The 25,624-nt window shown below is 68.0% G+C and carries 23 protein-coding genes; 15 read left to right on the top strand and 8 right to left on the bottom strand.

Going from position 1 to position 25,624, the window contains the following annotated elements; all coding sequences use genetic code 11:
- Positions 1–56: 56 nt before the first annotated feature.
- Complete coding sequence (locus AC5Y4F_RS13785; RefSeq protein WP_067935472.1) at positions 57–812, top strand: YebC/PmpR family DNA-binding transcriptional regulator; 756 nt, start codon at positions 57–59, stop codon at positions 810–812.
- Here the strand turns inward: AC5Y4F_RS13785 and AC5Y4F_RS13780 are convergent, their stop codons facing one another.
- The 5 genes from AC5Y4F_RS13780 to AC5Y4F_RS13760 are packed head-to-tail and all read right to left on the bottom strand — an operon-like array spanning position 813 to position 4,441.
- Positions 813–2,390, bottom strand: a complete 1,578-nt coding sequence (locus tag AC5Y4F_RS13780; RefSeq protein ID WP_499997302.1) for a polyamine aminopropyltransferase — start codon at positions 2,388–2,390, stop codon at positions 813–815. It lies immediately after the preceding gene.
- Positions 2,387–2,842 carry a DUF350 domain-containing protein gene (locus tag AC5Y4F_RS13775; protein WP_067935466.1) on the bottom strand — a complete coding sequence of 152 codons (456 nt, stop codon included), beginning with the start codon at positions 2,840–2,842 and terminating at the stop codon, positions 2,387–2,389. Before AC5Y4F_RS13775 ends, AC5Y4F_RS13780 begins: the two co-directional genes overlap by 4 nt.
- Positions 2,843–2,868: 26 nt before the next feature.
- The gene (locus tag AC5Y4F_RS13770; protein WP_499997299.1) at positions 2,869–3,300 is read right to left on the bottom strand and encodes a DUF4247 domain-containing protein; all 432 of its coding nucleotides are present in this window, start codon (positions 3,298–3,300) and stop codon (positions 2,869–2,871) included.
- Positions 3,297–3,812, bottom strand: coding sequence for a DUF2617 family protein (locus AC5Y4F_RS13765; protein WP_067935464.1), 516 nt, complete (start codon positions 3,810–3,812; stop codon positions 3,297–3,299). The genes AC5Y4F_RS13770 and AC5Y4F_RS13765 overlap by 4 nt, the downstream gene beginning before the upstream one ends.
- 17 nt (positions 3,813–3,829) lie before the next feature.
- Positions 3,830–4,441, bottom strand: coding sequence for a DUF4178 domain-containing protein (locus tag AC5Y4F_RS13760; protein WP_499997295.1), 612 nt, complete (start codon positions 4,439–4,441; stop codon positions 3,830–3,832).
- A gap of 181 nt (positions 4,442–4,622) precedes the next feature.
- Between AC5Y4F_RS13760 and ruvC the strand changes: the two genes are divergently transcribed.
- The 6 genes from ruvC (at position 4,623) to AC5Y4F_RS13730 (ending at position 9,165) form a co-directional block, all read left to right on the top strand.
- The gene (gene ruvC, locus AC5Y4F_RS13755) at positions 4,623–5,189 is read left to right on the top strand and encodes a crossover junction endodeoxyribonuclease RuvC (protein WP_067935460.1); all 567 of its coding nucleotides are present in this window, start codon (positions 4,623–4,625) and stop codon (positions 5,187–5,189) included.
- Positions 5,186–5,788 (top strand): Holliday junction branch migration protein RuvA, encoded by a 603-nt coding sequence (gene ruvA, locus AC5Y4F_RS13750; protein WP_499997294.1) that lies wholly within the window; start codon positions 5,186–5,188, stop codon positions 5,786–5,788. The genes ruvC and ruvA overlap by 4 nt, the downstream gene beginning before the upstream one ends.
- The gene (gene ruvB / locus AC5Y4F_RS13745; protein ID WP_067935456.1) at positions 5,785–6,843 is read left to right on the top strand and encodes a Holliday junction branch migration DNA helicase RuvB; all 1,059 of its coding nucleotides are present in this window, start codon (positions 5,785–5,787) and stop codon (positions 6,841–6,843) included. The genes ruvA and ruvB overlap by 4 nt, the downstream gene beginning before the upstream one ends.
- 246 nt (positions 6,844–7,089) lie before the next feature.
- A complete protein-coding gene (locus tag AC5Y4F_RS13740; protein WP_499997292.1) occupies positions 7,090–7,794 on the top strand; it encodes a hypothetical protein in 705 nt (234 codons plus the stop codon).
- 151 nt (positions 7,795–7,945) lie between these two features.
- A complete protein-coding gene (locus tag AC5Y4F_RS13735) occupies positions 7,946–8,332 on the top strand; it encodes a DUF1304 domain-containing protein (RefSeq protein ID WP_067935452.1) in 387 nt (128 codons plus the stop codon).
- A 128-nt stretch (positions 8,333–8,460) separates the two neighbouring features.
- Entirely contained in the window at positions 8,461–9,165 is a 705-nt protein-coding gene (locus AC5Y4F_RS13730) for a hypothetical protein (RefSeq protein WP_499997290.1), read from the top strand.
- Positions 9,166–9,234: 69 nt separating this feature from the next.
- Here AC5Y4F_RS13730 and car read toward each other — a convergent pair whose 3' ends face one another.
- Together car and gabT are read right to left on the bottom strand one after the other, a co-directional pair.
- Positions 9,235–12,756, bottom strand: a complete 3,522-nt coding sequence (car, locus tag AC5Y4F_RS13725) for a carboxylic acid reductase (RefSeq protein ID WP_499997288.1) — start codon at positions 12,754–12,756, stop codon at positions 9,235–9,237.
- Between the two features lie 153 nt (positions 12,757–12,909).
- Complete coding sequence (gene gabT, locus AC5Y4F_RS13720; RefSeq protein WP_067936179.1) at positions 12,910–14,250, bottom strand: 4-aminobutyrate--2-oxoglutarate transaminase; 1,341 nt, start codon at positions 14,248–14,250, stop codon at positions 12,910–12,912.
- Positions 14,251–14,449: 199 nt separating this feature from the next.
- Between gabT and yajC the strand changes: the two genes are divergently transcribed.
- The 6 genes from yajC to AC5Y4F_RS13690 all read left to right on the top strand — a co-directional run bounded on the left by yajC (position 14,450) and on the right by AC5Y4F_RS13690 (position 22,654).
- Positions 14,450–14,776: a preprotein translocase subunit YajC gene (yajC, locus tag AC5Y4F_RS13715; RefSeq protein ID WP_067935445.1), complete on the top strand. Its 327-nt coding sequence runs from the start codon at positions 14,450–14,452 to the stop codon at positions 14,774–14,776.
- A gap of 114 nt (positions 14,777–14,890) precedes the next feature.
- Complete coding sequence (secD, locus tag AC5Y4F_RS13710; protein WP_067935443.1) at positions 14,891–16,696, top strand: protein translocase subunit SecD; 1,806 nt, start codon at positions 14,891–14,893, stop codon at positions 16,694–16,696.
- A gap of 3 nt (positions 16,697–16,699) precedes the next feature.
- Positions 16,700–17,983, top strand: coding sequence for a protein translocase subunit SecF (gene secF / locus AC5Y4F_RS13705; RefSeq protein WP_067935440.1), 1,284 nt, complete (start codon positions 16,700–16,702; stop codon positions 17,981–17,983).
- Positions 17,984–17,987: 4 nt separating this feature from the next.
- Positions 17,988–19,682 (top strand): ABC transporter substrate-binding protein, encoded by a 1,695-nt coding sequence (locus AC5Y4F_RS13700; protein WP_067935437.1) that lies wholly within the window; start codon positions 17,988–17,990, stop codon positions 19,680–19,682.
- A 7-nt stretch (positions 19,683–19,689) separates the two neighbouring features.
- Positions 19,690–20,232: an adenine phosphoribosyltransferase gene (locus tag AC5Y4F_RS13695; RefSeq protein WP_067935436.1), complete on the top strand. Its 543-nt coding sequence runs from the start codon at positions 19,690–19,692 to the stop codon at positions 20,230–20,232.
- Positions 20,233–20,275: 43 nt separating this feature from the next.
- Entirely contained in the window at positions 20,276–22,654 is a 2,379-nt protein-coding gene (locus tag AC5Y4F_RS13690) for a RelA/SpoT family protein (RefSeq protein ID WP_067936176.1), read from the top strand.
- Positions 22,655–22,669: 15 nt separating this feature from the next.
- Here AC5Y4F_RS13690 and AC5Y4F_RS13685 read toward each other — a convergent pair whose 3' ends face one another.
- On the bottom strand, positions 22,670–23,560 hold the full coding sequence (locus AC5Y4F_RS13685; protein WP_499997280.1) for a peptidylprolyl isomerase: 891 nt from the start codon (positions 23,558–23,560) through the stop codon (positions 22,670–22,672).
- A gap of 118 nt (positions 23,561–23,678) precedes the next feature.
- On the opposite strand from AC5Y4F_RS13685, the gene AC5Y4F_RS13680 reads away from it, so the two are divergent.
- A complete protein-coding gene (locus AC5Y4F_RS13680; protein ID WP_067937894.1) occupies positions 23,679–24,335 on the top strand; it encodes an MBL fold metallo-hydrolase in 657 nt (218 codons plus the stop codon).
- Positions 24,336–24,338: 3 nt separating this feature from the next.
- Positions 24,339–25,619 (top strand): histidine--tRNA ligase, encoded by a 1,281-nt coding sequence (gene hisS, locus AC5Y4F_RS13675; RefSeq protein WP_067937892.1) that lies wholly within the window; start codon positions 24,339–24,341, stop codon positions 25,617–25,619.
- Positions 25,620–25,624 lie beyond the last annotated feature (5 nt).

Raw genomic sequence — 25,624 nt, 5'->3', positions numbered from 1 at the left:
GCACACGTAGACTCGTCTGGCCACAAAAACAAGAGGACATTGGAGATAGGACAGCGATGAGCGGCCATTCCAAGTGGGCCACCACCAAGCACCAGAAGGCCGTCAAAGACGCGCGCCGCGGCAAGGAATTTGCCCGGCTGATCAAGAACATCGAGGTCGCCGCCCGTACCGGCGGTGGTGACCCGGCGGGCAACCCGACGCTGTACGACGCGATCCAGAAGGCGAAGAAGACGTCGGTGCCCAACGACAACATCGAGCGCGCCCGCAAGCGGGGCGCGGGCGAGGAAGCCGGCGGCGCCGACTACCAGACCATCATGTACGAGGGTTACGGGCCCAACGGCGTTGCGGTGCTGATCGAGTGCCTCACCGACAACCGCAACCGCGCGGCCGGCGAGGTCCGGGTGGCGGTGACCCGCAACGGCGGCAACATGGCCGATCCCGGATCGGTGTCCTACCTGTTCACCCGCAAGGGCGTCGTCACGCTGGAAAAGAACGGACTCACCGAAGACGATGTGCTGGCCGCCGTGCTGGATGCCGGCGCCGAGGACGTCAACGACCTCGGTGACAGCTTCGAGGTCATCTCCGAACCGACCGACCTGGTGGCGGTGCGTACCGCACTGCAGGACGCCGGCATCGACTATGAATCGGCCGAGGCCAGCTTCCAGCCGTCCGTGAGCGTGCCGGTCGACGTCGACGGCGCGCGGAAGGTGTTCAAGCTGGTCGACGCGCTGGAGGACAGCGACGACGTGCAGAACGTCTGGACCAATGTCGACCTGTCCGACGAGGTGCTCGCCGCCCTCGACGAGGAGTAACTAGTCGTACCCGTGCCGCATGTCCTCGACGATGCGCGGATTGTCCAGGGTCGACGGCTCCACCGGACGGGGCCCGATGTCGCTGGAGAAGACACCGGCGGCGTCGAGCACCTGCTGGTTGAGGTAACGCAACGGGGGCGCATTGCCGGGCACCTTCGGTGCGGGTGCCAGGTCGGCCCGTTGTGCCAGGGCGAATCCCCAGTCACCGAACGTCGGTACGTGCACGTGATACGGCGTGACCGCGTAGCCGGCCGCCCGGATCGTCGAAACCGTGCGCCAGTACGCCGTCGGGGTGGAGAAGGGACTGCCCGCCTGCACCACCATCAGCCCGCCGGGAGCCAGCGCCCGGGCGACCAGCGCGTAGAACTCCGTCGAGTACAGCCGGCCCAGCACGGGTGTGTCGGGGTCGGGAAGGTCGACGATCACCGCGTCGAAGCGGTCCACGTTCGGTCCGCGCAACCAGTTCATCGCGTCCTCGGTCAGCACGCCCACCCGCGGGTTGTCCAGCGAGCCGGCATTGGCGGCGCGCAACGTGGTGCGCGCGATGTCGATCACCGCGGGATCGAGCTCGACCTGCACGATCTTGGAAACGCTTGGCTGGCGCAGCAATTCGCGGGCCGCCAGGCCGTCTCCACCGCCAAGTACCAGCACCGAACGCGCACCGTTACCCAGGGCGGGGTAGACGAGGCTTTCGGTGTAGCGGTACTCGTCTCGGGTGGAGAACTGCAGCCCACCATTGAGATACAGCCGGGTGTCGTTGCCGCGGCGAGTCACCACGATCTCCTGATAGGCGGTGTGCCGGTAGGCGATGATCGGGTCGGCGTAAAGCCTTTGCCTGCTTGTTGTTTCGATGTCGGCCGAACGCAGCAACAGGGTGCCGAGCAGCCCCGCGGCGGCGGCCAGCGCGCACAGCGCCAGCACCAGCTGCCGGGTCGAAACCACTTGGCGCAACAGGAAAATCGCTACGACGGCGGCGGCCGCCAGGTTGATCATGCCGGTGGCCGCCGCACCGCGGATCATCCCCAACTGCGGCAGCAGCAGGAAGGGCCAGACCAGCCCGCCCAGCAACGCGCCCAGGTAGTCGGCGGCGTTGAGGTTGGCCAGCGTCCGCCCGGCATCGGCCGCGCCCGCGATCCGACCACCTTGCAGCAGCGTCATCAGCAGCGGCACCTCGGCGCCCACCAGGCCGCCGATGAGCGCCGTGCTCGCCGCGAGCACCCACGTCGACGAGTCGGACCCGTCCAGGAACGCGAACACCACGTATAGCGCCGCCGCCGACAGGCCACCGATGATGCCCAGCAGCGCCTCGACGGCGATGAAGGTGATCGCGGCGTGCGCCAGCAGCGGTTTGACCAGCAGGGCGCCCACGCCCAGCGCGGCGATGTAGCCCGCGACGATCAGGGAGGTGGCGACGATCCCGCCGCCGTCGAGACTGGCCGACAGCGTCAGCAGCGCGAGTTCGTAGATGATGCCGCAGGCCGCGCACGCCGCCACCGCGGCCAGCAGCAGCGCCCGCCATCGACCCGAGGGCCCCACGGATGTCGACGCCTGGACCGGCCGCTCATCGACAGCGCTCATGACACCGCCGCCGCGGTCACCCCTCCCACGGCGAGCAGTATCAGCGCCACGGCGAACGATCCCGGATGCAGCGCCGGCTCGTCGATGTGCTCGTGGAAGCTGCCCGGTATCAGCAGGTGCACCGCCAGCAGCGCCACCCCCAGCAGGATCACGCCCATCAACCCGTACACGGCCACGCCGAGGAGTCCCTGACCCAGCTGGCTGTAGCTGTTGGCGATGGCCGTGATGATGACGACGGTCAGGGCGATGTACATCGCGCCCGCGATCACCACGGCGTTGGGCCGGCGGTCGATGAACACCAGCTGGCGCAACTTCCCCGGGGTCAGCACGTCGACGGCGTAGAACCCGATGAGAAGCACGGCCATGCCGACGACGAAGTACAGGATCGTCGCGACCGCGCCTTTCAGCACGGGGTTGAGGTCGACGGTGCCGATCTCGACGGCGAGGTACATGGTGCTCTCCTTTGCGATGGTGGGAGTCACTTGATTCCGCCGGGGCCGCCGGGGGTGCCACCGGCGCCGCCCGACGGGGATCCGGGGGAAAACCCGGGGCCCAGGAAGACGAAGGCGCCGTGGCTGTATCCGGCGCTCAGCGGTTCGACGCGGATGCTGCACGGGTAACCCCCGTCGGGCCCGACGATCACGATGTTGTTGCTGTAGCGCAGGTACTCGGTCTTGCCGGTGGCGGCACGCGCGGCGGGTTGGGCGTAGTCGGCGAGCGAGTCGGCCACCTGTTCGGGCGAACCGCTGCACTGGTAGCGAGTTCCGTTCACGTCGCGGGCGTACTCGTGATAGTGGCCGGCCACATATGAGGCAATGTTCTTCTGCAGCAAGATGATTCCGAAGATCAGGCACGCCACGCCGGCCGCGCCCAGCACACCGGCGATCACGAACAGGCGGTTGCGGCTCACGGGCGCCACCGGCTGGCCGTGTGAACCGCCGTTCCGCCGTTGCCCGGGGGACGGCCCGGATACAGGTGCCAGGTCTGCCAGCGCCAGCCGACGCCGTCGGGTTGGGCGGCCAGCACGGTCAGCGCGGCGTCATCGCCGGGGAACGTGCCGCCGAGCCAGCCCGCCCGGTGTGCGCAGCGGCCGCGCAGATCCTGCGCGAACCGGCGAAAGCTCGCCTCGTCGTAAGTGTCGGTACGCGAGCGCAGGCTGTAGCCGGGCGCGTCGGTGCGCTCTGGCAGGTCGGCCCCGAGATTGCGTGCCGTGCAAGAGATTTCCTCGGAAAACCGGCCGGCGGCGTGTTCGACCGCGACGACATGGGACGCGCCGAGCACGCCGAGCAGGAGCGTGGCGCCACCGGCGGGGTGGTCCAGGCGGCAGCTGGCCAGCGGCGCGGGTGCGGGCGCGTTGAGTGCGAGTCCCAGCCTTTCCCCGGATACGTCGGCCGGAGTCACGGCGAGTTGATGAAGGGGCACCGAGGAGACCTCGTGCCCTACGCCGAGCCGGGTGGGGGCGCCGAATACACCGTGATTTCGCCCGGCGAGACGGACTTGCCCGTCGATACCTCCCAGGGCATGTCCGGGGCCCAGCGCTCGAACGACAGCAGCGCCGACTCGTCGGCGTTGGCGCAGTCGACGAACTCCATCTCACCGCCGGCCGGCAGGCCCGTGGTGCCTTCGGTCGTGTAGGACGCGCGGCCGCGTTCGGACTCGTGAAACGTCACGCCGTCGACGACGTACTGGTCGCCGGGCCGCAGTGACACGTCCTTACGGGTGACCCACATGGCCAGTTCCAGGCGTCCGTCGTCCTCCTCGACGCTGAACCAGAGCGGCTGGTCGCCGCCTTCCAGCAGGTGCTCCCACCACACGAAGGGTCCCTCGCGGAAGGTGACCGAACCGCGCACGATGTAGTCCACGCCGCCGTAGCTGACGATGGCGCCGGGTCCGAGTTGGCGCGGCCCGAACTGCGGCATCGCATCGGCGGATAGCGGGTCCGGGCGCCCGCCGGGCCGGGCCGGCTGCTTGGGTCGCCGCAAAGCCACCACCAGCACCACGATGGACGCGATCAAGAGCACCACGGCGATCAAGACCAGCAGAGATCCCACGCCAACCCCTCCGTTGCCACGCTGCTCGAGCGAACGTGGTGCTAAAGCTAACAGCTTCGCGTCGGGTTCGGCGCTTTAACATCACCGCGGGAATCGGCGGCGTGGCCGCGTGTCCTGCCCGGGCGTGTCCGTGTCGGCCGCTAGGGTATCGAACAGCTGTTCTACTAGGTGGGAGCGGGTAATGCGGGTGATGGGCGTCGATCCCGGCCTGACCCGGTGCGGGCTGTCGGTCGTCGAAAGCGGGCGCGGGCGCACCGTGGTCGCGCTCGACGTCGACGTGGTGCGCACACCGTCGGACGCGCCGCTAGCCGAGCGGTTGCTGAACATCAGCGATGCCGTCGAGCATTGGCTGGCCACCCACCAGCCGGACGTGGTGGCGATCGAGCGGGTCTTCTCTCAACTCAACGTGTCGACGGTGATGGGCACCGCCCAGGCCGGTGGTGTCGTCGCGCTGGCGGCGGCCAAGAGCGGCATCGACGTGCACTTCCACACGCCCAGCGAGGTCAAGGCCGCGGTCACCGGCAACGGCGCGGCCGACAAGGCGCAAGTCACCGCGATGGTAACCAAAATCCTTGCGCTGCAAGCAAAACCGACACCGGCCGACGCCGCCGACGCGCTGGCGTTGGCGATATGTCATTGTTGGCGGGCGCCGATGATCGCCCGAATGGCCGCGGCCGAGGCGATGGCCGCCGAGCAGCGACGAAGATACAAGGCCACGTTGGATGCCAAGCTGAAGGCCGCGCGATGATCGCCTCGGTGCGCGGCGAGGTCCTCGAGGTGGCGCTCGATCATGTGGTGATCGAGGCCGCCGGCGTCGGCTACCGGGTGAACGCGACTCCGACGACGCTGTCCACGCTGCGGACCGGGACCGAGGCCCGGCTGATCACCGCAATGATCGTCCGCGAGGACTCGATGACGTTGTACGGCTTCGCCGACACCGAGACCCGCGATCTGTTCTTGACGCTGCTGTCGGTGTCGGGCGTCGGGCCCCGGCTGGCGATGGCGACCCTGGCCGTGCACGACGCCGGGGCGCTGCGACAGGCGCTGCACGACGGTGACGTCACCGCGCTGACCCGGGTGCCCGGTATCGGCAAGCGCAGCGCCGAACGGATGGTCTTGGAATTGCGTGACAAGGTCGGTGCCGGCCTCGGGGCCGGGGAACCATCGCCTGGTGCGGCCCTCAACGGCCACGCGATACGCGGTCCGGTGGTGGAGGCGTTGGTCGGGCTGGGCTTCGCCGTCAAGCAGGCTGAGGAAGCCACCGACAAAGTGCTGGCCGCCGATCACGACGCCACCACCGCGTCCGCCCTGCGCGCCGCCCTGTCGATGCTGGGTAAGTCCCGATGACGGAGGACTTCGGGGACGACTACGCCGATCGGGAGGTCTCCGGCGCGCTGGTGTCGGGAGAGGGCGACATCGACGTCAGCCTGCGTCCGCGCTCGCTGCGCGAGTTCATCGGCCAGCCGCGGGTCCGCGAGCAGCTGCAGCTCGTCCTCGAAGGTGCCAAAAACCGCGGCGGCACACCGGATCACATCCTGTTGTCCGGTCCGCCGGGCCTGGGCAAGACGTCCCTGGCGATGATCATCGCCGCCGAGCTCGGCTCCTCGCTGCGGATGACGTCGGGGCCGGCCCTGGAACGCGCCGGCGACCTGGCGGCGATGCTGTCCAACCTGGTCGAGCACGACGTGCTGTTCATCGACGAGATCCACCGCATCGCCCGCTCCGCCGAGGAGATGCTGTACCTGGCCATGGAGGATTTCCGGGTCGACGTCGTGGTCGGCAAGGGTCCCGGGGCCACCTCGATTCCGCTAGAGGTGGCGCCGTTCACCCTGGTCGGCGCGACAACCCGGTCCGGTGCCCTGACCGGCCCGCTGCGGGATCGGTTCGGTTTCACCGCGCATATGGACTTTTACGAGCCCTCGGAGTTGGAGCGGGTGCTGTCCCGCTCCGCCGGGATCCTGGGCGTCGAACTCGGCGCTGACGCGGCCGAGGAGATCGCCCGGCGCTCACGCGGGACACCGCGAATCGCCAACCGGCTGTTGCGCCGGGTGCGTGACTTCGCCGAGGTGCGCGCCGACGGCGTGATCACCCGTGACATCGCCAAGGCCGCGCTGGCCGTCTACGACGTCGATGAGCTGGGTCTGGACCGGCTGGACCGGGCGGTGCTCTCGGCGCTGACCCGCAACTTCGGCGGCGGCCCGGTAGGGGTGTCGACGCTGGCGGTGGCGGTGGGCGAGGAGGCCGCCACCGTCGAGGAGGTGTGCGAACCGTTCCTGGTGCGCGCCGGCATGGTGGCACGGACGCCGCGGGGCAGGGTGGCCACCGCCCAGGCCTGGACACACCTCGGCATTACCCCGCCGGCCGGGGTCACCGGCTTCGGCCAGGCCGGTCTGTTCGACTAGCGACCTCCTGCGACAAATCGCGGCCGAATCGTGACCTTTGCGTCGCGACCGTGCCATACGTTCGCCCTATCCGGCCGCGGGCCAGCTCAGACCCACCCGCCCGCTGATCCCAAGCCAGCGGCCGGCCAGGTCCACCCCCCGCCAAAGCGACCCCAGCAAACATTTGCGCACCGCGTGACCGGTTATACCGCGGTGCCGTCGGGTAACCAGCCTCACAGCAGTCATACCTGTCTGAAGGAGGTTCCGATGAGGACCACGAGCCACGACTACGACCGCCCTGGCGCGCTGTACATGCCACGTACCCGCGGCGCGCTAACCGGGTTATTGCTGATTCTTCTGGGTGCGTGGGGCGCATTGGTGCCGTTCTTCGGGCCCAACATCGATTGGGCGTACATGGCGGATCCGGCATGGACGTGGACCACGGCCAAGGGCTGGCTGGAGGTGCTCCCGGGCGCCGCGGCAGCGGTCGGCGGCTTGCTGGTGCTCATGTCCGGTAACCGTGCCAGCGCGGTGTTCGGCGGCTGGCTGGCCGTCGCGGGCGGCGCCTGGTTCGTGGTCGGCCGCGCGTTCGCGTCGACGCTCGGCATCGGCGACATCGGTCAACCGATGGCGGCGACGGACCTGAAGCGAGCCCTGCTCGAGGTCACCTACTTCACGGGCCTGGGCGCTCTGATCGTGTTTTTGGGCGGCGCCGCGGTGGCACGGCTGGCCGTTCGCCATGCACGAGACGTCGTGATGACAGAACCGGCGCCGGCGGCGGGCGAGGCCGTGCCGGCGGCTGAACCGGCCATGTACGACGAGGGCCGCGTCCCGGCAGGAGCGCCGGCAGGCGCGCGGTCGGACGCCGTGGCGGTCGAACCGGAGCCCCGCGGGCGCGGCGGCGGCCTGTTCCGTCGTCGCACCGGCGGTGGCCTGTTCCGTCGGAACCACCACGTAGGCGCCGCGCGGTAATCGAAGTAAGGCGAGAGGCACCGGTGGCTCCGGGCTACCGGTGCCTTTTCGCGCCAGGCTGGCCCGGGTAGCCGCCGGTCGGTAATGTTCAGCGGCGCCCAGACATGCGGAATTCGTCCGCGGCGCAGCGCCGGACCGGCGAGGAGGAGCGATGATCACCACCGCCTTGCTGTTCGCCGCGTTGGCGGCGTTGCTGCATATCTACATCTTTGTGATGGAATCGTTGACCTGGACCTCGCCGCGCACCCGCGCCACCTTCGGCATCACGGAGGCCGAAGCAGAAACCACCAAGCTGCTCGCCTTCAATCAGGGCTTCTACAACCTGTTCCTGGCCATCGTCACCGGTGTGGGCATCGTGGCAGTTGCCATGGGGCACTTAGGTGTTGGAGCGTCGCTCGTCTTCGCCGGCGTCGGATCGATGGCCGCGGCCGCGATGGTTCTGGTCGCCTCCGATCACAAAAAGGCGCGCGCCGCCGCGACGCAAGGCACCTTGCCGGTGATCGCAATCGTCCTCCTGTGGCTGGGTCTTCAGAAGTAACACCAGTCTCACCAGCCTCAAAAGCCACGACCAGCGGTGGCTTTCAGGTGCCTCGTGGGTTAGTAGTGGAAGGCGCTGGGTAACCAGCCCAGGCCGGAATCCGACCCGGTATTCAACGAGGGGATGTCATGAAATACGCAGAAGACGGCCGAACCCGCGGGCTGAGTATGCCGCGTTCGCGCGGCGCGGTCAGCGGATTGCTCCTGGTCATTTTGGGAGCCTGGGGGGCGTTAATACCGTTTGTTGGTCCGCACTTCAATTTCGCCTACACACCGGACCGGGACTGGGCGTGGAGTGCCGCCCGGGGCTGGCTCGAGGTTGCGCCAGGCGCGGCGACGGTGCTGGGCGGTCTGTTGCTGGTGGTCGCCGGGAACCGTGTCGCCGCCATGCTGGGCGGTTGGCTGGCGGTGCTGGCCGGTGCCTGGTTCGTCGTGGGCCGTCAGGTCGCCCCGCTGTTGGGAATCGGTTCCGCCGGTGATCCGATTGCCGCGACCGACCGCAAGCGTGCGGTGCTCGAGATCACCTACTTCTCGGGCCTGGGCGCGTTGATCGTCTTCGTGGGTGGCGTGGTGCTGGCCCGCACCGCCGTGCGGCTGGCGCGCGATGTGCATCCGGTGGCGGCCGAACCCGCCGCGGTGCCGGTCGTCGAGCCATACCGGGATGCGACTTACGAGGAACCGGCTGAGGTCTCCTCGGGCGCGCTGACCAAGCCACGATCCGCGGCCGACGCCGAGCCCAAGCGGGGATGGCGCCGTAATCGTGCCGGTGCGGGGTCGGGTGCGGGGGCCGGTTCCAACGCCGCGTACCTGCGCTGGCCGCACCCGCAGCAGTAGTCTTGCGCACACACGAACAGCAAGTCGCCCAGCCCCGAAAGGGCTGGGCGACTTGCTGTTTGACCTAACTCAGAGCAGTCCGAGCAACTGCAGGTCAGTGATGTACTTGACGATGACCGGAGCCGACACATGTGGAATGTCTTTGTCGGGGCCGATCTTCGCTTCCTGCACCGCCGCGCGGAACACATCGGTGGGTGCCATCGAGCCGTTGATCGGCTTTTCCGGCTGCTGGTAGTTGTGTAGCAGCGGCAACAGCGAGTATTGGCGCTGCCGATCCGGCAGGGCCCGCAGCGAGGTCTCGAACCGCCGCAGCCACTCGGCGTAGTCGGGGATGCGCTCGATCGAATATCCCGCCTCGACAAGCCAATCGATGTACTCGTCGAGCCCGATGCCGTCGTCGTACGGGTTCATCACGTGGTACGTCTGGAAGCCGGTGTCGCTGTCGGTGATCTGCGTTCCCAGCGTCGAGATCGCCGCGGCGATGAACTCGACCGGCAGGCCGTCGTAGTGTGCCCGCTGCCGGTTGCCCTCGGCGTCGAGCTCGTAGAACGAAGCGGGCGCGATGCCGCTGGCGACCACGCTCAGCATCAGGCGGGTGAACATGTCCGGCAGGTTGAGCTGTCCGGCGTAGGTGGTGTCCGCCAGGATCATGTCGCAGCGGAACACCGTGACGGGCAGCCCGCACAGGTCGTGGGCTTCACGCAGTAGCACCTCGCCGGCCCACTTGCTGTTGCCGTAGCCGTTGGCGTAGTTGTCGTTGATCTCGCGGGTGGCGCTGATCTTGCGGATGTCGGCGTTCTCGACGAACTTACCCGGTTGGATCTGGTCGCCCACGCCGATCGTCGACACGTACGTGTACGGCTTTTGCTTGGACGTCAACGCAATTCGGATCAGTTCCGCGGTGCCCAGGGCGTTGGGCCCGAACAGCTCGCTGTACGGCAGCACGTGGTTGACCAGTGCCGCCGGGTCGACGATGACGTCGACCGTGTCGGCCAGCCGCTGCCAGGTCGCCTGATCCAGGCCGAGGTTGGCCTCGCCCTTGTCTCCCGCGATGACCTCGAGGTGGTCGGCGGCCAGCTCCTGGTAGTGCGCCAGCAGCTTCGGGTCACCGCTGTCGAAGGTCTTGTCCAGCCGGGCGCGTGCCTCCTCGTCGGAGCGGGCCCGCACCAACGCGATGACCTTGCCGTCGACCATGTCCATCCGCTCGAGCCAGTCCAGTGCCAGGTAGCGGCCCAGGAATCCGGTCGCGCCGGTGAGCAGCACGGTGCGCACCTCGGTGGCGGGCTTGGGCAGGCTCGGCGCGGCGGCCAGGGTCGCCTCGTCGAGGAACTCGTCCAGGGTCAGGTCGCCGGCGTGCACCGTGGTGGCGCCGCGCCCGTGCACGGCCGCGAATGTCGGCCGCTTGGAGCCTTGCCGCTCGGCCTCGATGTAGGCGGCGATGGCCGCCAGGTCGTTGGCCGGACTGACGATGACACCCACCGGCACGTCGATGTCGAAGATCTCACGCAGCAGGTTGCCGAATGTCAACGCCGACAACGAGTCTCCACCCAGATCGGTGAAGTGCGCGTCGGGGGACAGGTCGCTGGTCGCGGCCCCCAGCATGGCGGCTGCGGCCCGGCTCACGGTCTGCAGCACCGGCGCCTCGGCGCCACTGCGGCGCAGTTCGGCCAGTTCGTTGGCCTGTCCCGCGGCCAGGTCGGCGTACATCTGCTCGAGCCGTTCGCCGTAGTGCTGCTTCAGCTTCGGCCACGCCAGCTTGCGGATCCCGGTCAGCAGACCGTTTTCCAGCGTGAACGGGGTGGTCTCGATGATGAAGTCGCGCGGCACCTCGTAGGACTGCAGGTTGGTCTCTCTGGCGACCTTCTGCAGCGAGTCGGCAATCTGCGGCTTGAGCGATTCCAGCCCCGTCTCGGCGCTTTGGCCCAGGGCCTCTTCGGTCGGCACCACAACGGCCAGCAGGTAGGGCTGAGAGCTGTTGCCGTAGACGTAGATCTGGCGGATCAGCGGGCTGTTGCCGAACACCGCCTCCAGCTTGGCCAGCGTCACGAACTCGCCCTGCGCGAGCTTCAGCACGTTGTTGCGGCGGTCGACGTACACCAGCCGGTTCGCGGCGATCTCGGCGAACACGTCACCCGTGCGGTAGTAGCCGTCTTCGTCGAAAACGTTGGCAGTGGTCTCGGCCCGCTTGTAGTAGCCGGGGAACATGTTCTCGGTCCGCAGCAACAGCTCACCGCGCGGATGCGGCCGGTCGGTGCTGAAGTAACCGAGATCTGGAACGTCGACCAGCTTGTAGTCGATGACCGGCGGGCGCTGAATCTCGCCGTCGAACAACACCATTCCGGCCTCGGTCGAGCCGTAGCCGTCCAGCAGGTGCATCTCGAGCAGGGCTTCGACCCACGTCCGCAACTCCGGGGAGGTGGGCGCCGAGCCGGTCATCGCGAAGATGAAGCGCCCGCCCAGCAGGTACTGCCGCTGCTCGGCCAGCACCTCGGCCTCCACAGCCTCGCGGTCCGAGCCGTCGGAGAGTCGCCGCTCGACCTGGCGCTGGAATTCACCGAACAGCGTCTCCCAGATGCGCGGGACGAAGTTCAGCTCGGTGGGGCGCACCAGCTCGAGGTCCTCGAGCAATCTGGACAGATCACTGCGGGCCGCGAAGTAGGCGGTGCCGCCATTGCCCAAGGTGCCGTAGAGGATTCCGCGTCCCATGACGTGACTCATCGGCATGAAGTTGAGGGTGATCGACGCGGCGCTCTCGCCGAACCAGTTCTTGCTGCCGCGGCGCCACATCTTGCCGACGTTGCTCTGCGGGTACATCGCGCCCTTGGGCGCGCCGGTGCTACCGGAGGTGTAGATCAGCAGCGCCAGCGAGTCCTCGTCGGTCTCCCGCTCAGCAACGGCTGGCAGGTCCTTCCCGCGCTGCAGCACGTCGGCGAGCGCCTCGACGGTCACGTCGGTATCGGCCAGCCGCGCCACGGCGCTGTCCACCGCCTCGCGCTGGTCGTCGACCTCGGGCTGGTAGTCGAACACGACGAGCTTGGCGGGCGTGTGATCGCCGCGCAGGATCAGCTCCACCGCGTCGGTCAGCTGGTTGACGCTCGACGCGATCAAACTGGGCTCGGTCTCGGCGACGATCGGCTGCAGCGACGTGATCGCCGCGCTTATCTGCAACGGCACTGACACCGCTCCGATTGTGGCCAGCGCAATGTCGATGGTGGCGTAGTCGACGCTGTTGAAGCCCAGCACACAGACGCGGTCGCCGGGGCTCACCGAATCACTGAGCCAGGCCCGGCCGAGGGCCGAAACCCGTTCGCCCAGCTCGCCATACGTGATGGTCGCGAAGCTGGGGAGCAGCTCGGCCGACGTGCGTCCGGTCTTGGCATCTTTGACGAACTCGACGACGCGCTGCGCCAGCGCCGGCCGGTCGGCGTAACCATCCAGCACCGTCCGAATGATCTGGGGCAGCCGCAGCCCGGGCTTTTCGAGGGCCGCGGTGATGGCGGGGTCAGGCCGGGCGGCCGCGAACTGAGGGTCGTTGGCAATGAGTTGCTCGATGCGACGGTCGAGTTTTTCGTCATGAATAGCGGTCGACATAAACGGATCCCTTGCGAATGAAAGTTAGCGAGACAATTGCGCTGCTTCGCGCCGACCTATAGAACGTTAGCTAAAGTAACGGTATTCCACCATGATTCCGGCCTTGGTGGCGTTTGTGAGATTGCCCACGCGGGCCCGAAGCTTCCCGAGCGCTTATAGGGCGCGCAGCAGTGCGCCGAGGATGTCGATGCCCTCGGCCAGCAGCTCGTCGCTGATGGTCAGCGGCGGCAGCAGCCGAATGACGTTGCCGTACATGCCGCAGGTCAGGACGATCACTCCGGCCGCGGCGGCCGCGACGGACAGCTGCTGGGTCAATTCCTTGTCGGGCTCGGCGGTTCCCGCCTTCACCAACTCGATGGCGATCATGGCGCCCCGACCGCGCACGTCGCCGATCCGGTCGTCGCCGGCCTGCAGGCGCAGCAGGGGCTCGGTGATCAGACGTTCCAGTTGCCGGGCCCGTTCGACCAATCCGTCGTTCTCGATCGTCTCGATGGTGGCCAGCGCGGCCGCGCAAGCTAGCGGGTTTCCGCCGAAGGTGCCGCCCAAACCGCCGACATGCGGCGCGTCCATGAGCTGCGCCCGGCCGGTGACCGCGGACAGCGGCAGCCCGTCGGCGATGGCCTTGGCAGTGCAGATCAGGTCCGGCTCGATGCCCTCGTGTTCACACGCGAACATGGCGCCGGAGCGCGCGAATCCGGTCTGCACCTCGTCGGCGATGAACACCACGTCGTTCTTGTGGCACCAGTCCAGCAGGGTGGGCAAGAAGCCCTCGGCCGGAACGATGAACCCGCCCTCACCCTGGATCGGCTCGATGATGAGGGCGGCCAGGCTGTCGGCGCCGATCTGGCTGTCGATGACGTTGATGGTGCGCGCGGCTGCCTTCTCGCCGTCGGTGGCCAGCTCCTTGTCGACCAGGCCGTCGCGATAGGGGTAAGACAGCGGCGCGCGGTACACCTCCGGCGCGAACGGGCCGAAGCCGCCCTTGTAGGGCATCGACTTGGCGGTCAGCGCCATAGCCAGGTTGGTGCGGCCGTGGTAAGCGTGGTTGAACGCCACGACGGCGGGCTTGCGCGTGTACGCGCGTGCGACCTTGACGGCGTTCTCGACCGCCTCCGCGCCGGAGTTGAACAGCACGGAGCGCTTCTCGCCGGAGCCCGGCGTGATTCGGTTCAGCGTCTCCGCGACGGCGACATAGGACTCGTAGGGCGTCACCATGAAGCAGGTATGGGTGAACTCGGCGACCTGGGCGCGCACCGCTTCGACCACCCGGGGTGACGAATTGCCGATCGTGGTCACCGCGATGCCGGAGCCGAGGTCGATCAGCCGGTTGCCGTCGACGTCCTCGATGATTCCGCCGCCGGCGCGCGCAACGAATACCGGCACCGACACGTTCACCGCGTGCGACACGGCAGCCGCACGGCGCTTGCTCAGCTCCAGCGATGCCGGACCGGGGATCTCGGTGACCAGTTGGCGAGTCTGCTCGAGGCTGGCCACCACATGACTCCTCCCGCGGCGCGCGTGTCACGTCGCATCAAAAGCCTATCGAGCCTGACGCCGGCGGGCACTCGGTGCACCGCGGCAAACCGTCGCGACCGTGGCCTGCCAGACTGAACGGGCACACTGGACCGTTACGAGGTGCGCGAGCTCGCGGCACCCTTGGTCCCGATAGTTTCGACGAAAGACAGGCGCGTCCATGCAGAGCTTGATCCTGTTCCTGCCGTTCCTGCTCATCATGGGCGGGTTCATGTACTTGGCATCGCGGCGTCAGAAGCGCGCGATGCAGGCCACGATCGACCTGCACGAGTCATTGTGTCCGGGCGATCGGGTGCACACCACGTCGGGCCTTCAGGCCACCGTCGTCGAGATCACCGACGACACCGTCGACCTCGAGATCGCACCGGGCGTGGTGACCACCTGGATGAAGCTGGCGATCCGCGACCGGATCCTGCCCGACGACGACGAAGACCTGGCCGACGGCGACGACTCCGCCGACGAGGGCTCGATCACCAAGGATTCCTGACGGGCAGTCCGGACCGATCGGCCCCGACCGGCGGACCGCTTGCACAACGGGTGAGCGGGGGCCACGTAGGCTCTGTCCCGGGTAAGTAACCGATTTCAAGGAGATAGAAGGAAAGTGGCATCGTCTTCGGCGCCGGTGCACCCTGCCCGCTACCTGTCGGTCTTCTTGTTATTGCTCGTCGGCGTCTACCTGCTGGTGTTTCTCACCGGGGACAAGCGGGCCGCTCCCAAGCTCGGCATCGACCTCCAGGGCGGCACCCGCGTCACGTTGACCGCGCGCACCCCGGACGGCTCGAGGCCCAGCCGTGAGGCGCTGGCGCAGGCCCAGCAGATCATCGGCGCCCGGGTCAACGGACTCGGTGTCTCCGGTTCGGAGGTCGTCGTCGACGGCGACAACTTGATCATCACGGTCCCCGGGAACGACGGCAACGAGGCCCGCAACCTGGGTCAGACCGCCCGCCTCTACATCCGGCCGGTGCTCAACTCGATGCCGGCCCAGAGCGCCGAGCCCAAGCCGCCGGCCCGCCAGGCCGCGCCCGGTCAACCCGCTCCGGCTCAACCGGCTCCCGGTCAACCGGCGCCCGCCCAGCCGGCGCCCGCACCCGGTCAGCCCACCCCGGCTCAACCGGCACCTGCTCACCCGGGTGCCCAGCCCCGGCCGTATCCCCAGGACCCGCCGCCGCCCAGCCCCGCGCCGGCGCCGGCTCCCGCTCCCGCTTCGGCTCCGGCTCCGGCTCCGGCGGGGCCCGCGGCGGAGGCGCCGCCCGGCGAACAGCCGGCGCCGCCCGATCCGCGCAAGGAACTCGCCGACCGCATTGCCGACGAGAAGAAGTGGCGGCAGAGCACACGTCAGGGCATCCAGTTCCTCGCCCTGCAGTTCCAGGCGACCCGCTGCGACAAAGAAGACATCCTGGCCGGCAACGACGATCCCGCACAGCCGCTGATCACCTGCTCGACCGACCACAAGGTCGCGTACCTGCTGGGCCCGTCGATCATCAGTGGTGACCAGATCCAGGACGCGAGCGCGAGTCAGAACCAGCGTGGCATCGGCTACGTCGTCGACCTTCAGTTCAAGTCCGCGGCCGCCAACACCTGGGCCGACTTCACCGCCGCACACATCGGGACCCAGACGGCGTTCACGCTGGACTCGCAGGTGGTGAGCGCGCCGATGATCCAGGAAGCCATTCCCGGCGGCCGGACCCAGATCAGCGGTGGCGATCCGCCGTTCACCGCCGCGACCGCCAAGCAACTGGCCAACGTCCTCAAATACGGCTCGCTGCCGCTGTCCTTCGAGTCTTCGGAGGCCCAAACCGTCTCGGCGACACTGGGATTGACCTCGCTGCGAGCGGGACTCATCGCGGGCGCGATCGGCTTGATCCTGGTTTTGCTGTATTCGCTGCTCTACTACCGGGTGCTGGGACTGCTCACGGCGCTGTCGCTGGCCGCTTCCGGAGCGATGATTTTCGCGATCCTGGTCATCCTGGGCCGTCAGATCAACTACACCCTGGATCTGGCGGGGATCGCGGGTCTGATCATCGGTATCGGTACCACCGCCGACTCGTTCGTCGTCTTCTTCGAGCGCATCAAAGACGAGATCCGGGAAGGCCGTTCATTCCGATCGGCGGTGCCGCGAGGCTGGGCGCGCGCCCGCAAGACGATCGTGTCGGGTAACGCCGTCACCTTCCTGGCCGCCGCGGTGCTGTACGCCCTGGCCATCGGTCAGGTGCGGGGATTCGCCTTCACGTTGGGCCTCACCACGGTGCTCGACATCGTGGTGGTGTTCCTGGTGACCTGGCCGCTGGTGTACCTGGCGTCCAAGAACCCGACGCTGGCGAAGCCGGCCTACAACGGCCTGGGCGCCGTTCAGCAGGTCGCCCGCGAACGGCGGGCCTCGGCACAGGTCAAGACGGGACGGGGATAGCGCATGACTTCCTCCAAAGCCTCCAAAAACGCAACCGAGATCACCGAAGCCTCCGAAGGCGCGCCCGAGTTGACCGACAGCAGCGCCGTCGGCGCGCCGCGGCACGGCTTCCTGTCGCGGCTCTACACAGGTACCGGCGCGTTCGAGGTGGTCGGCCGGCGCCGGTTGTGGTTCGGCGTCAGCGGCGCGATCGTCGCCGTCGCCGTCCTGAGCATCCTGTTGCGGGGTTTCACCTTCGGAATCGACTTCAACGGCGGCACGACGGTGTCGATGCCCGCCGCCGCGGCCGGCGGCACGGTGCAAACCTCGCAGGTCTCCGAGGTGTTCCGCAAGACCATCGGCAACGATCCGGAATCGGTGGTCGTCGTCGGCAATGGTCCGGGCGCGACCGTGCAGATCCGTTCGGAAACGCTGACCAACGACCAGACGGCCAAGCTGCGCAACGCCCTGTTCGACGCCTTCAAACCCAAGGGCCCCGACGGTAAGCCGAATAAGCAGGCCATCAGCGATGCCGCAGTCTCGGAAACCTGGGGCGGCCAGATAACCGACAAGGCGCTGATCGCGCTCGCCGTCTTCCTGGTGCTGGTCGGCGTCTACATCATGGTGCGCTACGAGCGGTACATGGCCATCTCGGCCTTGACCACCATGGTTTTCGACCTGACCGTCACCGCGGGGGTGTACTCGTTGGTCGGTTTCGAGGTCACGCCGGCCACCGTCATCGGCTTGCTGACGATTCTCGGTTTCTCCCTCTACGACACCGTCATCGTGTTCGACAAGGTCGAGGAGAACACCCACGGTTTTCAGCACACGACCCGGCGCACCTTCGCCGAACAGGCCAACCTGGCGATCAATCAGACGTTCATGCGCTCCATCAACACCAGCCTGATCAGCGTGCTGCCCGTGCTGGCGCTGATGGTGGTGGCGGTGTGGCTGTTGGGCGTAGGCACGCTGAAGGATCTGGCGCTGGTGCAGCTGGTCGGCATCCTGGTCGGCACCTACTCGTCAATCTTCTTTGCGACGCCGCTGCTGGTCACGCTGCGCGAGCGCACCGAGCTGGTGCGCACCCACACCCGACGCGTGTTGCGGCGCCGCAGCCCCGGCTCAGGCGCGACGGCCGGGACCGCCACGGGCGATGGCGACACGGAGACCGCCGACGAAGCGGAGCAAGCGGCGGCCGCGGCCGAGCCGGCCAAACCCGCGCCGAGCAAGCCGGCTCCGGGTGCCCGTCCCGTGCGGCCGAGCGGAACCCGGCGTCCAAGCGGCAAGCGGAACGTCGGCCGGCGGTAGGCCTATGGCCACCAGGTACCCCGGAACTGGGGCCGATCGTGGCGGGCACGTCGGCCGTCGGGTCTTAGCCGGGTGGATCGGGGCCGGGTTGGCGGTAGTGCTAGCGGCGGGTCTTTCGCTGACCGCCTGCGCGGGCAGCGCGGCGTCCCGGATCGACTATGTGGTCGACGGCCCGCTGTCCACCTACAACACCAACACCGTCGTCGGCGCCGCGTCGGCCGGAGCGCAGGCGTTCGCCCGAACGCTCACCGGCTTTTCCTATCACGGTCCCGACGGGCAAACCGTCGCCGACCGTGACTTCGGCACCGTGTCGGTGGTCGGCGGCACGCCGCTGGTGCTGGACTACCAAATCGCCGACAACGCCGTCTACTCCGACGGCAAGCCCGTGACCTGCGACGACATCGTGCTCGCCTGGGCGGCTCAGTCCGGCAAGTTCCCCGATTTCCACGCCGCCACCCAGGCCGGCTACCTGGACATCGCCAACGTCGAATGCATTCCCGGGCAGAAGAAGGCGCGGGTGTCCTTCATCCCGGACCGTGGCGTCGTCGACTACAACCAGCTGTTCACCGCGACCTCGATCATGCCGTCGCACGTCATCGCCGACCAACTCAACGTCGACGTGACCGCGGCCCTGCTCAGCAACAACGTTCCCCTGGTGCAGCAGATCGCGAAGCTGTGGAACACCACCTGGGACCTCAAACCCGGGGTCGACCTCAAGCGCTTCCCGTCGTCGGGGCCGTACAAGATCGAATCCGTACTGGATCGCGGCGCGGTGGTGCTCGTCGCGAACGACCGGTGGTGGGGGCCCAAGGCCATCACCAAGCGGGTGACCGTGTGGCCGCAGGGACCCGACATCCAGGATCGGGTCAACAGCCGCAGCGTGGACGTGGTCGACGTCGCCTCGGGCTCCTCGGGGGCGCTGACCACGCCGGACAACTACGAGCGCTCCGATGGGCCGTCGGACGGCATCGAGCAGCTGATCTTCGCGCCGCGGGGGCCGCTGGCGGCACCCAAGGCCCGCCGCGCGGTCGCGTTCTGCACGCCGCGCGATTCGCTGGCCAAGGACGCGGGGACACCGATCGCCAACTCCCGCCTGGACCCGGCCGCCGACGACGCGGTGTCGGCCGCCGACGGGGCCGCGGAGGCAGGCCCGTTCGGCAAGGCCGATCCGGCCGCAGCGCGCAACGCGCTGAGCGGTGCGCCGCTGACGGTGCGTATCGGCTATCAGGGGCCCAACGCGCGACTCGCGGTCAACGTCGGTGTAATCACCAAGGCGTGCGCCCCCGCCGGCATCACCGTCGCCGGCGTCATCCTGGACGGCTCGGGCCCGCAGGCGCTGCGGGACGGCAAGATCGACGCGTTGCTGGCCAGCACCGGCGGGGCCACCGGCAGCGGCTCCACGGGGTCGTCGGCGCTCGATGCGTACGCGTTGCACACTGGCAACGGCAACAACCTGTCGGGATACGCGAATCCCCAGGTCGACAACGCCATCAGCGCGCTGGCCGTCTCGGCCGACGCCGCGGAACGCGTCCGGCTGCTGGCCGAAACCGCGCCGGTACTGTGGGGTGACATGCCCACACTGCCGCTCTACCGGCAGCAGCGCACGCTGCTGAGCTCGAAGAAGATGTACGCGGTGAGCAAGAACCCGACGCGGTGGGGCGCGGGTTGGAATATGGACCGATGGGCCCTCATCCAGTGAGGCGGCGATGACGAACGCCGGCGACCCACCGCCGGTGGCCGCGCTGATCGAGTCGCTGACGCGCAAGGTGGCCGATTTTCCCCGGCCGGGAGTCCAGTTCAAGGACCTCACCCCGGTGTTCGCGGACGCAACGGCGATGACGGCGATCACCGGCGCATTGGCCGAAATCGCGGCGGGCGCGGACCTGGTGGCCGGCGTCGAGGCCCGGGGATTCCTGCTGGCCGCCGCCGTCGCGGAGCGGCTGCAGACCGGCGTGCTGGCCATTCGCAAGGCCGGGAAATTGCCGCCGCCGGTACACGCCGAGCACTACGACCTGGAGTACGGCACCGCCACACTGGAAATCCCCGCGGACGGCATGGACCTGCGTGGGCGCAACATCATGATCGTCGACGACGTGTTGGCCAGCGGCGGTACCCTGGCCGCGGCGGCCAGGCTGCTCGAGCGCACCGGGGCCAACGTGATGGCGGCGGCGGTGGTGTTCGAACTGGGCGCGCTGCGCGGCCGGGAAGCGGTCGCGCCGTTGGCGGTGCACAGCCTGACTTCCGAGTAGTGCCCCAGCATTGGAGATATCCTCGATTTCGGAGGTGACCAACGTGGCGGAGGAAAACAGCGCGGCGCAAGCGCTCGACGCGCCCACTAAAGTCCCCGAGTCGCCGGCCATCACGCAGCCGATGGAAATTCCGGAGCCCCCGGCCGAATCGCTGAAAACCTCCAGCAGCGCGTCGCGGCGGGTCCGGGCCAGGCTCGCCCGCCGGATGACCGCCCAGCGCAGCACGCTCAATCCGGTGCTGGAACCGCTGGTGGCGGTGCACCGGGAAATTTACCCGAAGGCGAACGTGTCGTTGCTGCAGCGCGCCTTCGATGTCGCCGACAAGCGGCACGCCAGCCAATTGCGCCATTCCGGCGACCCCTACATCACCCACCCGCTGGCCGTCGCCTCCATCCTGGCCGAATTGGGCATGGACACCACCACTTTGGTGGCCGCGCTGTTGCACGACACCGTCGAGGACACCGGGTACACCCTGGACGCTTTGAGCGAGGAATTCGGTGAAGAGGTGGGCCATCTGGTCGATGGCGTCACCAAACTGGACCGGGTCGTGCTGGGCAGCGCCGCCGAGGGCGAGACCATCCGCAAAATGATCACCGCGATGGCGCGCGATCCGCGTGTGCTGGTGATCAAGGTCGCCGACCGGCTGCACAACATGCGCACCATGCGGTTCCTGCCGCCGGAGAAGCAGGCGCGCAAAGCCCGTGAGACACTGGAAGTCATTGCGCCCCTTGCGCATCGGCTGGGTATGGCCAGCGTCAAGTGGGAGCTGGAGGACCTGTCGTTCGCCATCCTGCATCCCAAGAAGTACGAGGAGATCGTCCGGCTGGTCGCCGGGCGGGCTCCCTCGCGGGACACCTACCTGGCCAAGGTCCGCGCCGAGATCGTGAACACCCTAAGCGCGTCGAAGATCAAGGCGACGGTGGAGGGCCGCCCCAAGCACTACTGGTCGATCTATCAGAAGATGATCGTCAAGGGCCGCGACTTCGACGACATCCACGACCTGGTCGGCATCCGCATCCTGTGCGACGAGATCCGGGACTGCTATGCAGCTGTCGGCGTGGTGCATTCGCTGTGGCAGCCGATGGCAGGGCGGTTCAAGGATTACATCGCCCAGCCGCGGTACGGTGTTTACCAGTCGCTGCACACCACCGTCGTGGGCCCAGAAGGCAAGCCGCTGGAGGTGCAGATCCGCACCCGCGACATGCACCGCACCGCCGAATACGGCATCGCCGCGCACTGGCGCTACAAGGAAGCCAAGGGGCGCAACGGCGTTCCGCATCCGCACGCCGCCGCAGAAATCGACGACATGGCCTGGATGCGCCAGCTGCTCGACTGGCAACGGGAGGCCGCGGACCCGGGCGAGTTCCTCGAATCCTTGCGTTATGACCTTGCGGTACAAGAGATTTTCGTGTTCACCCCCAAGGGTGATGTCATCACCCTGCCCAACGGCTCCACGCCGGTCGACTTCGCCTACGCGGTGCACACCGAGGTCGGCCACCGCTGCATCGGCGCCCGCGTCAACGGGCGGCTGGTCGCGCTGGAACGAAAGCTGGAAAACGGGGAAGTCGTAGAGGTTTTCACCTCTAAGGCGGCCAATGCCGGACCGTCGCGAGACTGGCAGCAGTTTGTGGTCTCGCCGCGCGCCAAGGCCAAGATCCGGCAGTGGTTCGCCAAGGAGCGCCGTGAGGAGGCGCTCGAATCCGGCAAGGACGCGATGGCCCGCGAGGTGCGTCGCGGCGGACTTCCGCTGCAGCGTTTGGTCAACGGCGAGACGCTGGCCGCGGTGGCGCGCGAGCTGCATTACACCGACGTGTCGGCGCTCTACACCGCGATCGGTGAGGGGCACGTGTCGGCCCGGCACGTTGTGCAGCGGCTGCTGGCCGAACTCGGTGGCATCGACCAGGCCGAAGAGGACCTCGCCGAACGGTCCACGCCGACGACCATGTTGCGCCGCCCACGCAGCAGCGACGACGTCGGTGTCTCGGTCCCCGGCGCCCCGGGCGTGCTGTCCAAGCTGGCGAAATGCTGCACGCCGGTCCCCGGCGACCAGATCATGGGATTCGTCACCCGCGGCGGCGGAGTGAGCGTGCACCGCACCGACTGCACCAACGCGGCCTCGCTGCAGCAGCAGGCAGAACGAATCATTGAAGTGCATTGGGCGCCCTCGCCGTCGTCGGTGTTCCTGGTGGCCATCCAGGTCGAGGCGCTCGACCGGCACCGGCTGCTCTCGGACGTCACCCGCGTGCTGGCCGACGAGAAGGTCAACATCCTGTCCGCGTCGGTCACCACCTCCGGTGACCGGGTTGCGATCAGCCGCTTCACCTTCGAGATGGGCGACCCCAAGCATCTGGGGCATCTGCTCAACGTCGTGCGCAACGTCGAAGGCGTATACGACGTCTACCGCGTGACGTCCGCGGCGTGACTCCCGCTATCGGATTCAGTCGAGCAGCAGCGAGGTGATGGTCACCTCGGTGGCCGGTGCCCCGTCTTCACCGCCGCCGGCGACGCCGGCCTTGGCGATCTTGTCCAGTGTGGCCAGGCCGTCGGCCTGGATGGTGCCGAACACGGTGTATTGCGGCGGCAGCTGGGAATCCTTGTACACCATGAAGAATTGGCTGCCGTTGGTGCCGGGCCCCGCGTTGGCCATGGCCAGCGTGCCGCGCGGATAGAGGACGGGTTCGCGCGCCTTGGGGTCGTTCGGCGGATACTGGTCGGTCGGGTATTCGTTGGCGAATTGATAGCCCGGCCCGCCGGTCCCGTCGCCCTTCGGGTCCCCGCACTGCAATACACCCAATGCCGGCGAGGTGGTCAGCCGGTGGCACTTGCTGTTGTCAAAGTATTTCTGGCCGGCCAGGCTCGCGAAACTGTTGACGGTGCAAGGTGATTCGTTGTTCGCCAACATAAGGCCGATGTGGCCCTGATTGGTCACCATGCTGGCGCTCACCTGGGCCGGATCGGTCGGCACCTTACCGGTCCGCGGCGGTTTGACCTCCTTTGCCGCCGGCTCGGGCGAGGCCGGGTACTGACAGTTGGCGCCCACGTCGGCCGAGGGTTTGAACGGCGGCAGCGGCGGTACCTGACCCGGCTCGCCGGGGGCCGTCGTTTCCGGGGAGCTGCTGCTGGTGGTCGTCGACGCCGCGGTGTTGCTCTTGTTCTCGTGCTTGGTGTTGACGATCGTGATCACCACCGCGGCGATGACGGCCACGGCCACGATCGAGCCGGCCGCGATCAGCACGATCCGGCGCGTCTTGGCTTGCCTGGCGCGCCGCTCCAGCTGCCGTTCGAGCTTGCGTTTGGCGTTGGCGCGTCGCTGTTCGTTGGTCGGCACGGCCGCTATGCCTCCATGGTTGGTGAGTCGGAACCTCTCTGAACCGGTGAGGTGCCAGCTCAGGCTAATGTGGGCGCCGCGACTCGTGTCAAGTGGGGCCCGTGGGAAACTGGGCACTGTGTTGATCACCGGATTTCCCGCCGGCATGTTGCAGTGCAACTGCTACGTCTTGGCGCAGCGGCCAGGGACGGACGCCGTCATCGTGGATCCGGGGCAGCGGGCGATGGGGCAGTTACGCAGCATCCTGGACAAGAACCGGCTGACGCCGGCCGCGGTGTTGCTGACCCACGGGCACATCGACCATATGTGGTCGGCGCAGAAGGTGTCCGATACCTACGGTTGCCCGACCTACATCCATCCCGAGGACAGGTTCATGCTCGCAGACCCGATCTACGGCCTGGGCCCGCGCCTGGCGCAGCTGGTGGCAGGCGCGTTCTGGCGGGAGCCCAAGCAGGTCGTCGAGCTGGACCGCGACGGCGACAAGCTGGACCTGGGCAGCGTGACCGTCAACGTCGACCACACGCCCGGACACACCCGCGGCTCGGTGGTGTTTCGGGTCACCGGGGACAAGGACGTCGTCTTCACCGGCGACACGTTGTTCGAGCGCTCCGTCGGCCGCACGGACCTGTTCGGTGGCAGCGGCCGCGACCTGCTGACCTCGATCGTCGACAAACTCCTGGTCCTCGACGACGCGACCGTGGTCCTGCCGGGGCACGGCAACTCCACCACGATCGGCGCCGAGCGGCGGCTCAACCCGTTCCTCGAAGGCCTGTAGCCCGTGCCCGAGTCGTCTGCGTTCTCGGCCTTCGCGGCGCCCAAAGGGGTGCCGGACTACGTCCCCCCGGACTCGGCGCAGTTCGTCGCGGTGCGCGACGGCCTGCTCGGAGCCGCCCGCCGCGCCGGCTACGGCGATATCGAGCTGCCGATCTTCGAAGACACCGGCCTGTTCGCCCGCGGCGTCGGCGAATCCACCGACGTGGTGTCCAAAGAGATGTACACGTTCGCCGATCGCGGGGATCGGTCGGTGACGCTGCGGCCGGAGGGCACCGCGGGCGTGGTGCGCGCGGTCATCGAACACGGTCTGGACCGCGGCGCGTTGCCGGTCAAACTCTGTTACGCGGGGCCGTTTTTCCGCTACGAGCGTCCGCAGGCGGGCCGCTATCGTCAGCTGCAGCAGGTCGGCGTGGAGGCGATCGGCGTCGACGACCCCGCCTTGGACGCCGAGGTGATCGCGATCGCCGACGCCGGCTTTCGCTCACTCGGGCTCGACGGATTCCGCCTTGAAATCACCTCGCTGGGTGACGACAGCTGCCGCCCTCAGTACCGGGAGCTGTTGCAGGACTTCCTTTTTGCGCTCGACCTGGACGATGAAACTCGACGGCGGGCACAGGTCAATCCGCTGCGGGTGCTCGACGACAAGCGACCCGAGGTGCGCGCCATGACGGCCGACGCTCCGGTGCTGCTCGATCACCTGTCCGATGCGGCCAAGCAGCACTTCAATACCGTCCTGGCCCACTTGGACGCCATGTCGGTGCCCTACGTCCTCAACCCCCGTATGGTGCGCGGGCTGGACTACTACACCAAGACCACGTTCGAATTCGTGCACGACGGCCTGGGCGCGCAGTCCGGCATCGGCGGCGGCGGCCGCTACGACGGCCTGATGCGTCAGCTCGGTGGACAACACCTGTCCGGCATCGGTTTTGGGCTCGGCGTGGACCGTACGCTGCTGGCGCTGCGCGCCGAGGGCAAGAGCGTGGGGGAGACCGCGCGCTGCGAGGTGTTCGGCGTGCCGTTGAGCGAGCAGGGCAAGCTGCGGCTGGCGGTGCTGGCCGCACAGCTGCGCGCCGGCGGTGTGCGCGTCGACATGGCCTACGGCGACCGCGGACTCAAGGGCGCGATGCGCGCGGCCGACCGCTCCGGCGCCCGGCTTGCGCTGGTGCTGGGCGACCGCGACCTCGAGTCCGGCACCATCGGCGTGAAGGATTTGACGACGGGGGAGCAGGTTCCAGTCGCACTCGATTCGGTTGTCGCCGAGGTGGTTTCGTGGATAGCGCGCTAGCCCGA

Source organism: Mycobacterium sp. NGS56 (assembly GCF_059812425.1).
The sequence above is the reverse complement of the archived record's forward strand: the minus strand, read 5'-3'. Positions and strand labels throughout refer to the sequence as shown.

Coding starts and splice junctions, on each gene's coding strand:
- AC5Y4F_RS13785 (WP_067935472.1), top strand. CDS start 57: ATGAGCGGCCATTCCAAGTGGGCCACCACCAAGCACCAGAAGGCCGTC.
- AC5Y4F_RS13780 (WP_499997302.1), bottom strand. CDS start 2,390: ATGAGCGCTGTCGATGAGCGGCCGGTCCAGGCGTCGACATCCGTGGGG.
- AC5Y4F_RS13775 (WP_067935466.1), bottom strand. CDS start 2,842: ATGTACCTCGCCGTCGAGATCGGCACCGTCGACCTCAACCCCGTGCTG.
- ruvC (WP_067935460.1), top strand. CDS start 4,623: ATGCGGGTGATGGGCGTCGATCCCGGCCTGACCCGGTGCGGGCTGTCG.
- ruvA (WP_499997294.1), top strand. CDS start 5,186: ATGATCGCCTCGGTGCGCGGCGAGGTCCTCGAGGTGGCGCTCGATCAT.
- ruvB (WP_067935456.1), top strand. CDS start 5,785: ATGACGGAGGACTTCGGGGACGACTACGCCGATCGGGAGGTCTCCGGC.
- AC5Y4F_RS13740 (WP_499997292.1), top strand. CDS start 7,090: ATGAGGACCACGAGCCACGACTACGACCGCCCTGGCGCGCTGTACATG.
- AC5Y4F_RS13735 (WP_067935452.1), top strand. CDS start 7,946: ATGATCACCACCGCCTTGCTGTTCGCCGCGTTGGCGGCGTTGCTGCAT.
- AC5Y4F_RS13730 (WP_499997290.1), top strand. CDS start 8,461: ATGAAATACGCAGAAGACGGCCGAACCCGCGGGCTGAGTATGCCGCGT.
- car (WP_499997288.1), bottom strand. CDS start 12,756: ATGTCGACCGCTATTCATGACGAAAAACTCGACCGTCGCATCGAGCAA.
- yajC (WP_067935445.1), top strand. CDS start 14,450: ATGCAGAGCTTGATCCTGTTCCTGCCGTTCCTGCTCATCATGGGCGGG.
- secF (WP_067935440.1), top strand. CDS start 16,700: ATGACTTCCTCCAAAGCCTCCAAAAACGCAACCGAGATCACCGAAGCC.
- AC5Y4F_RS13700 (WP_067935437.1), top strand. CDS start 17,988: ATGGCCACCAGGTACCCCGGAACTGGGGCCGATCGTGGCGGGCACGTC.
- AC5Y4F_RS13695 (WP_067935436.1), top strand. CDS start 19,690: ATGACGAACGCCGGCGACCCACCGCCGGTGGCCGCGCTGATCGAGTCG.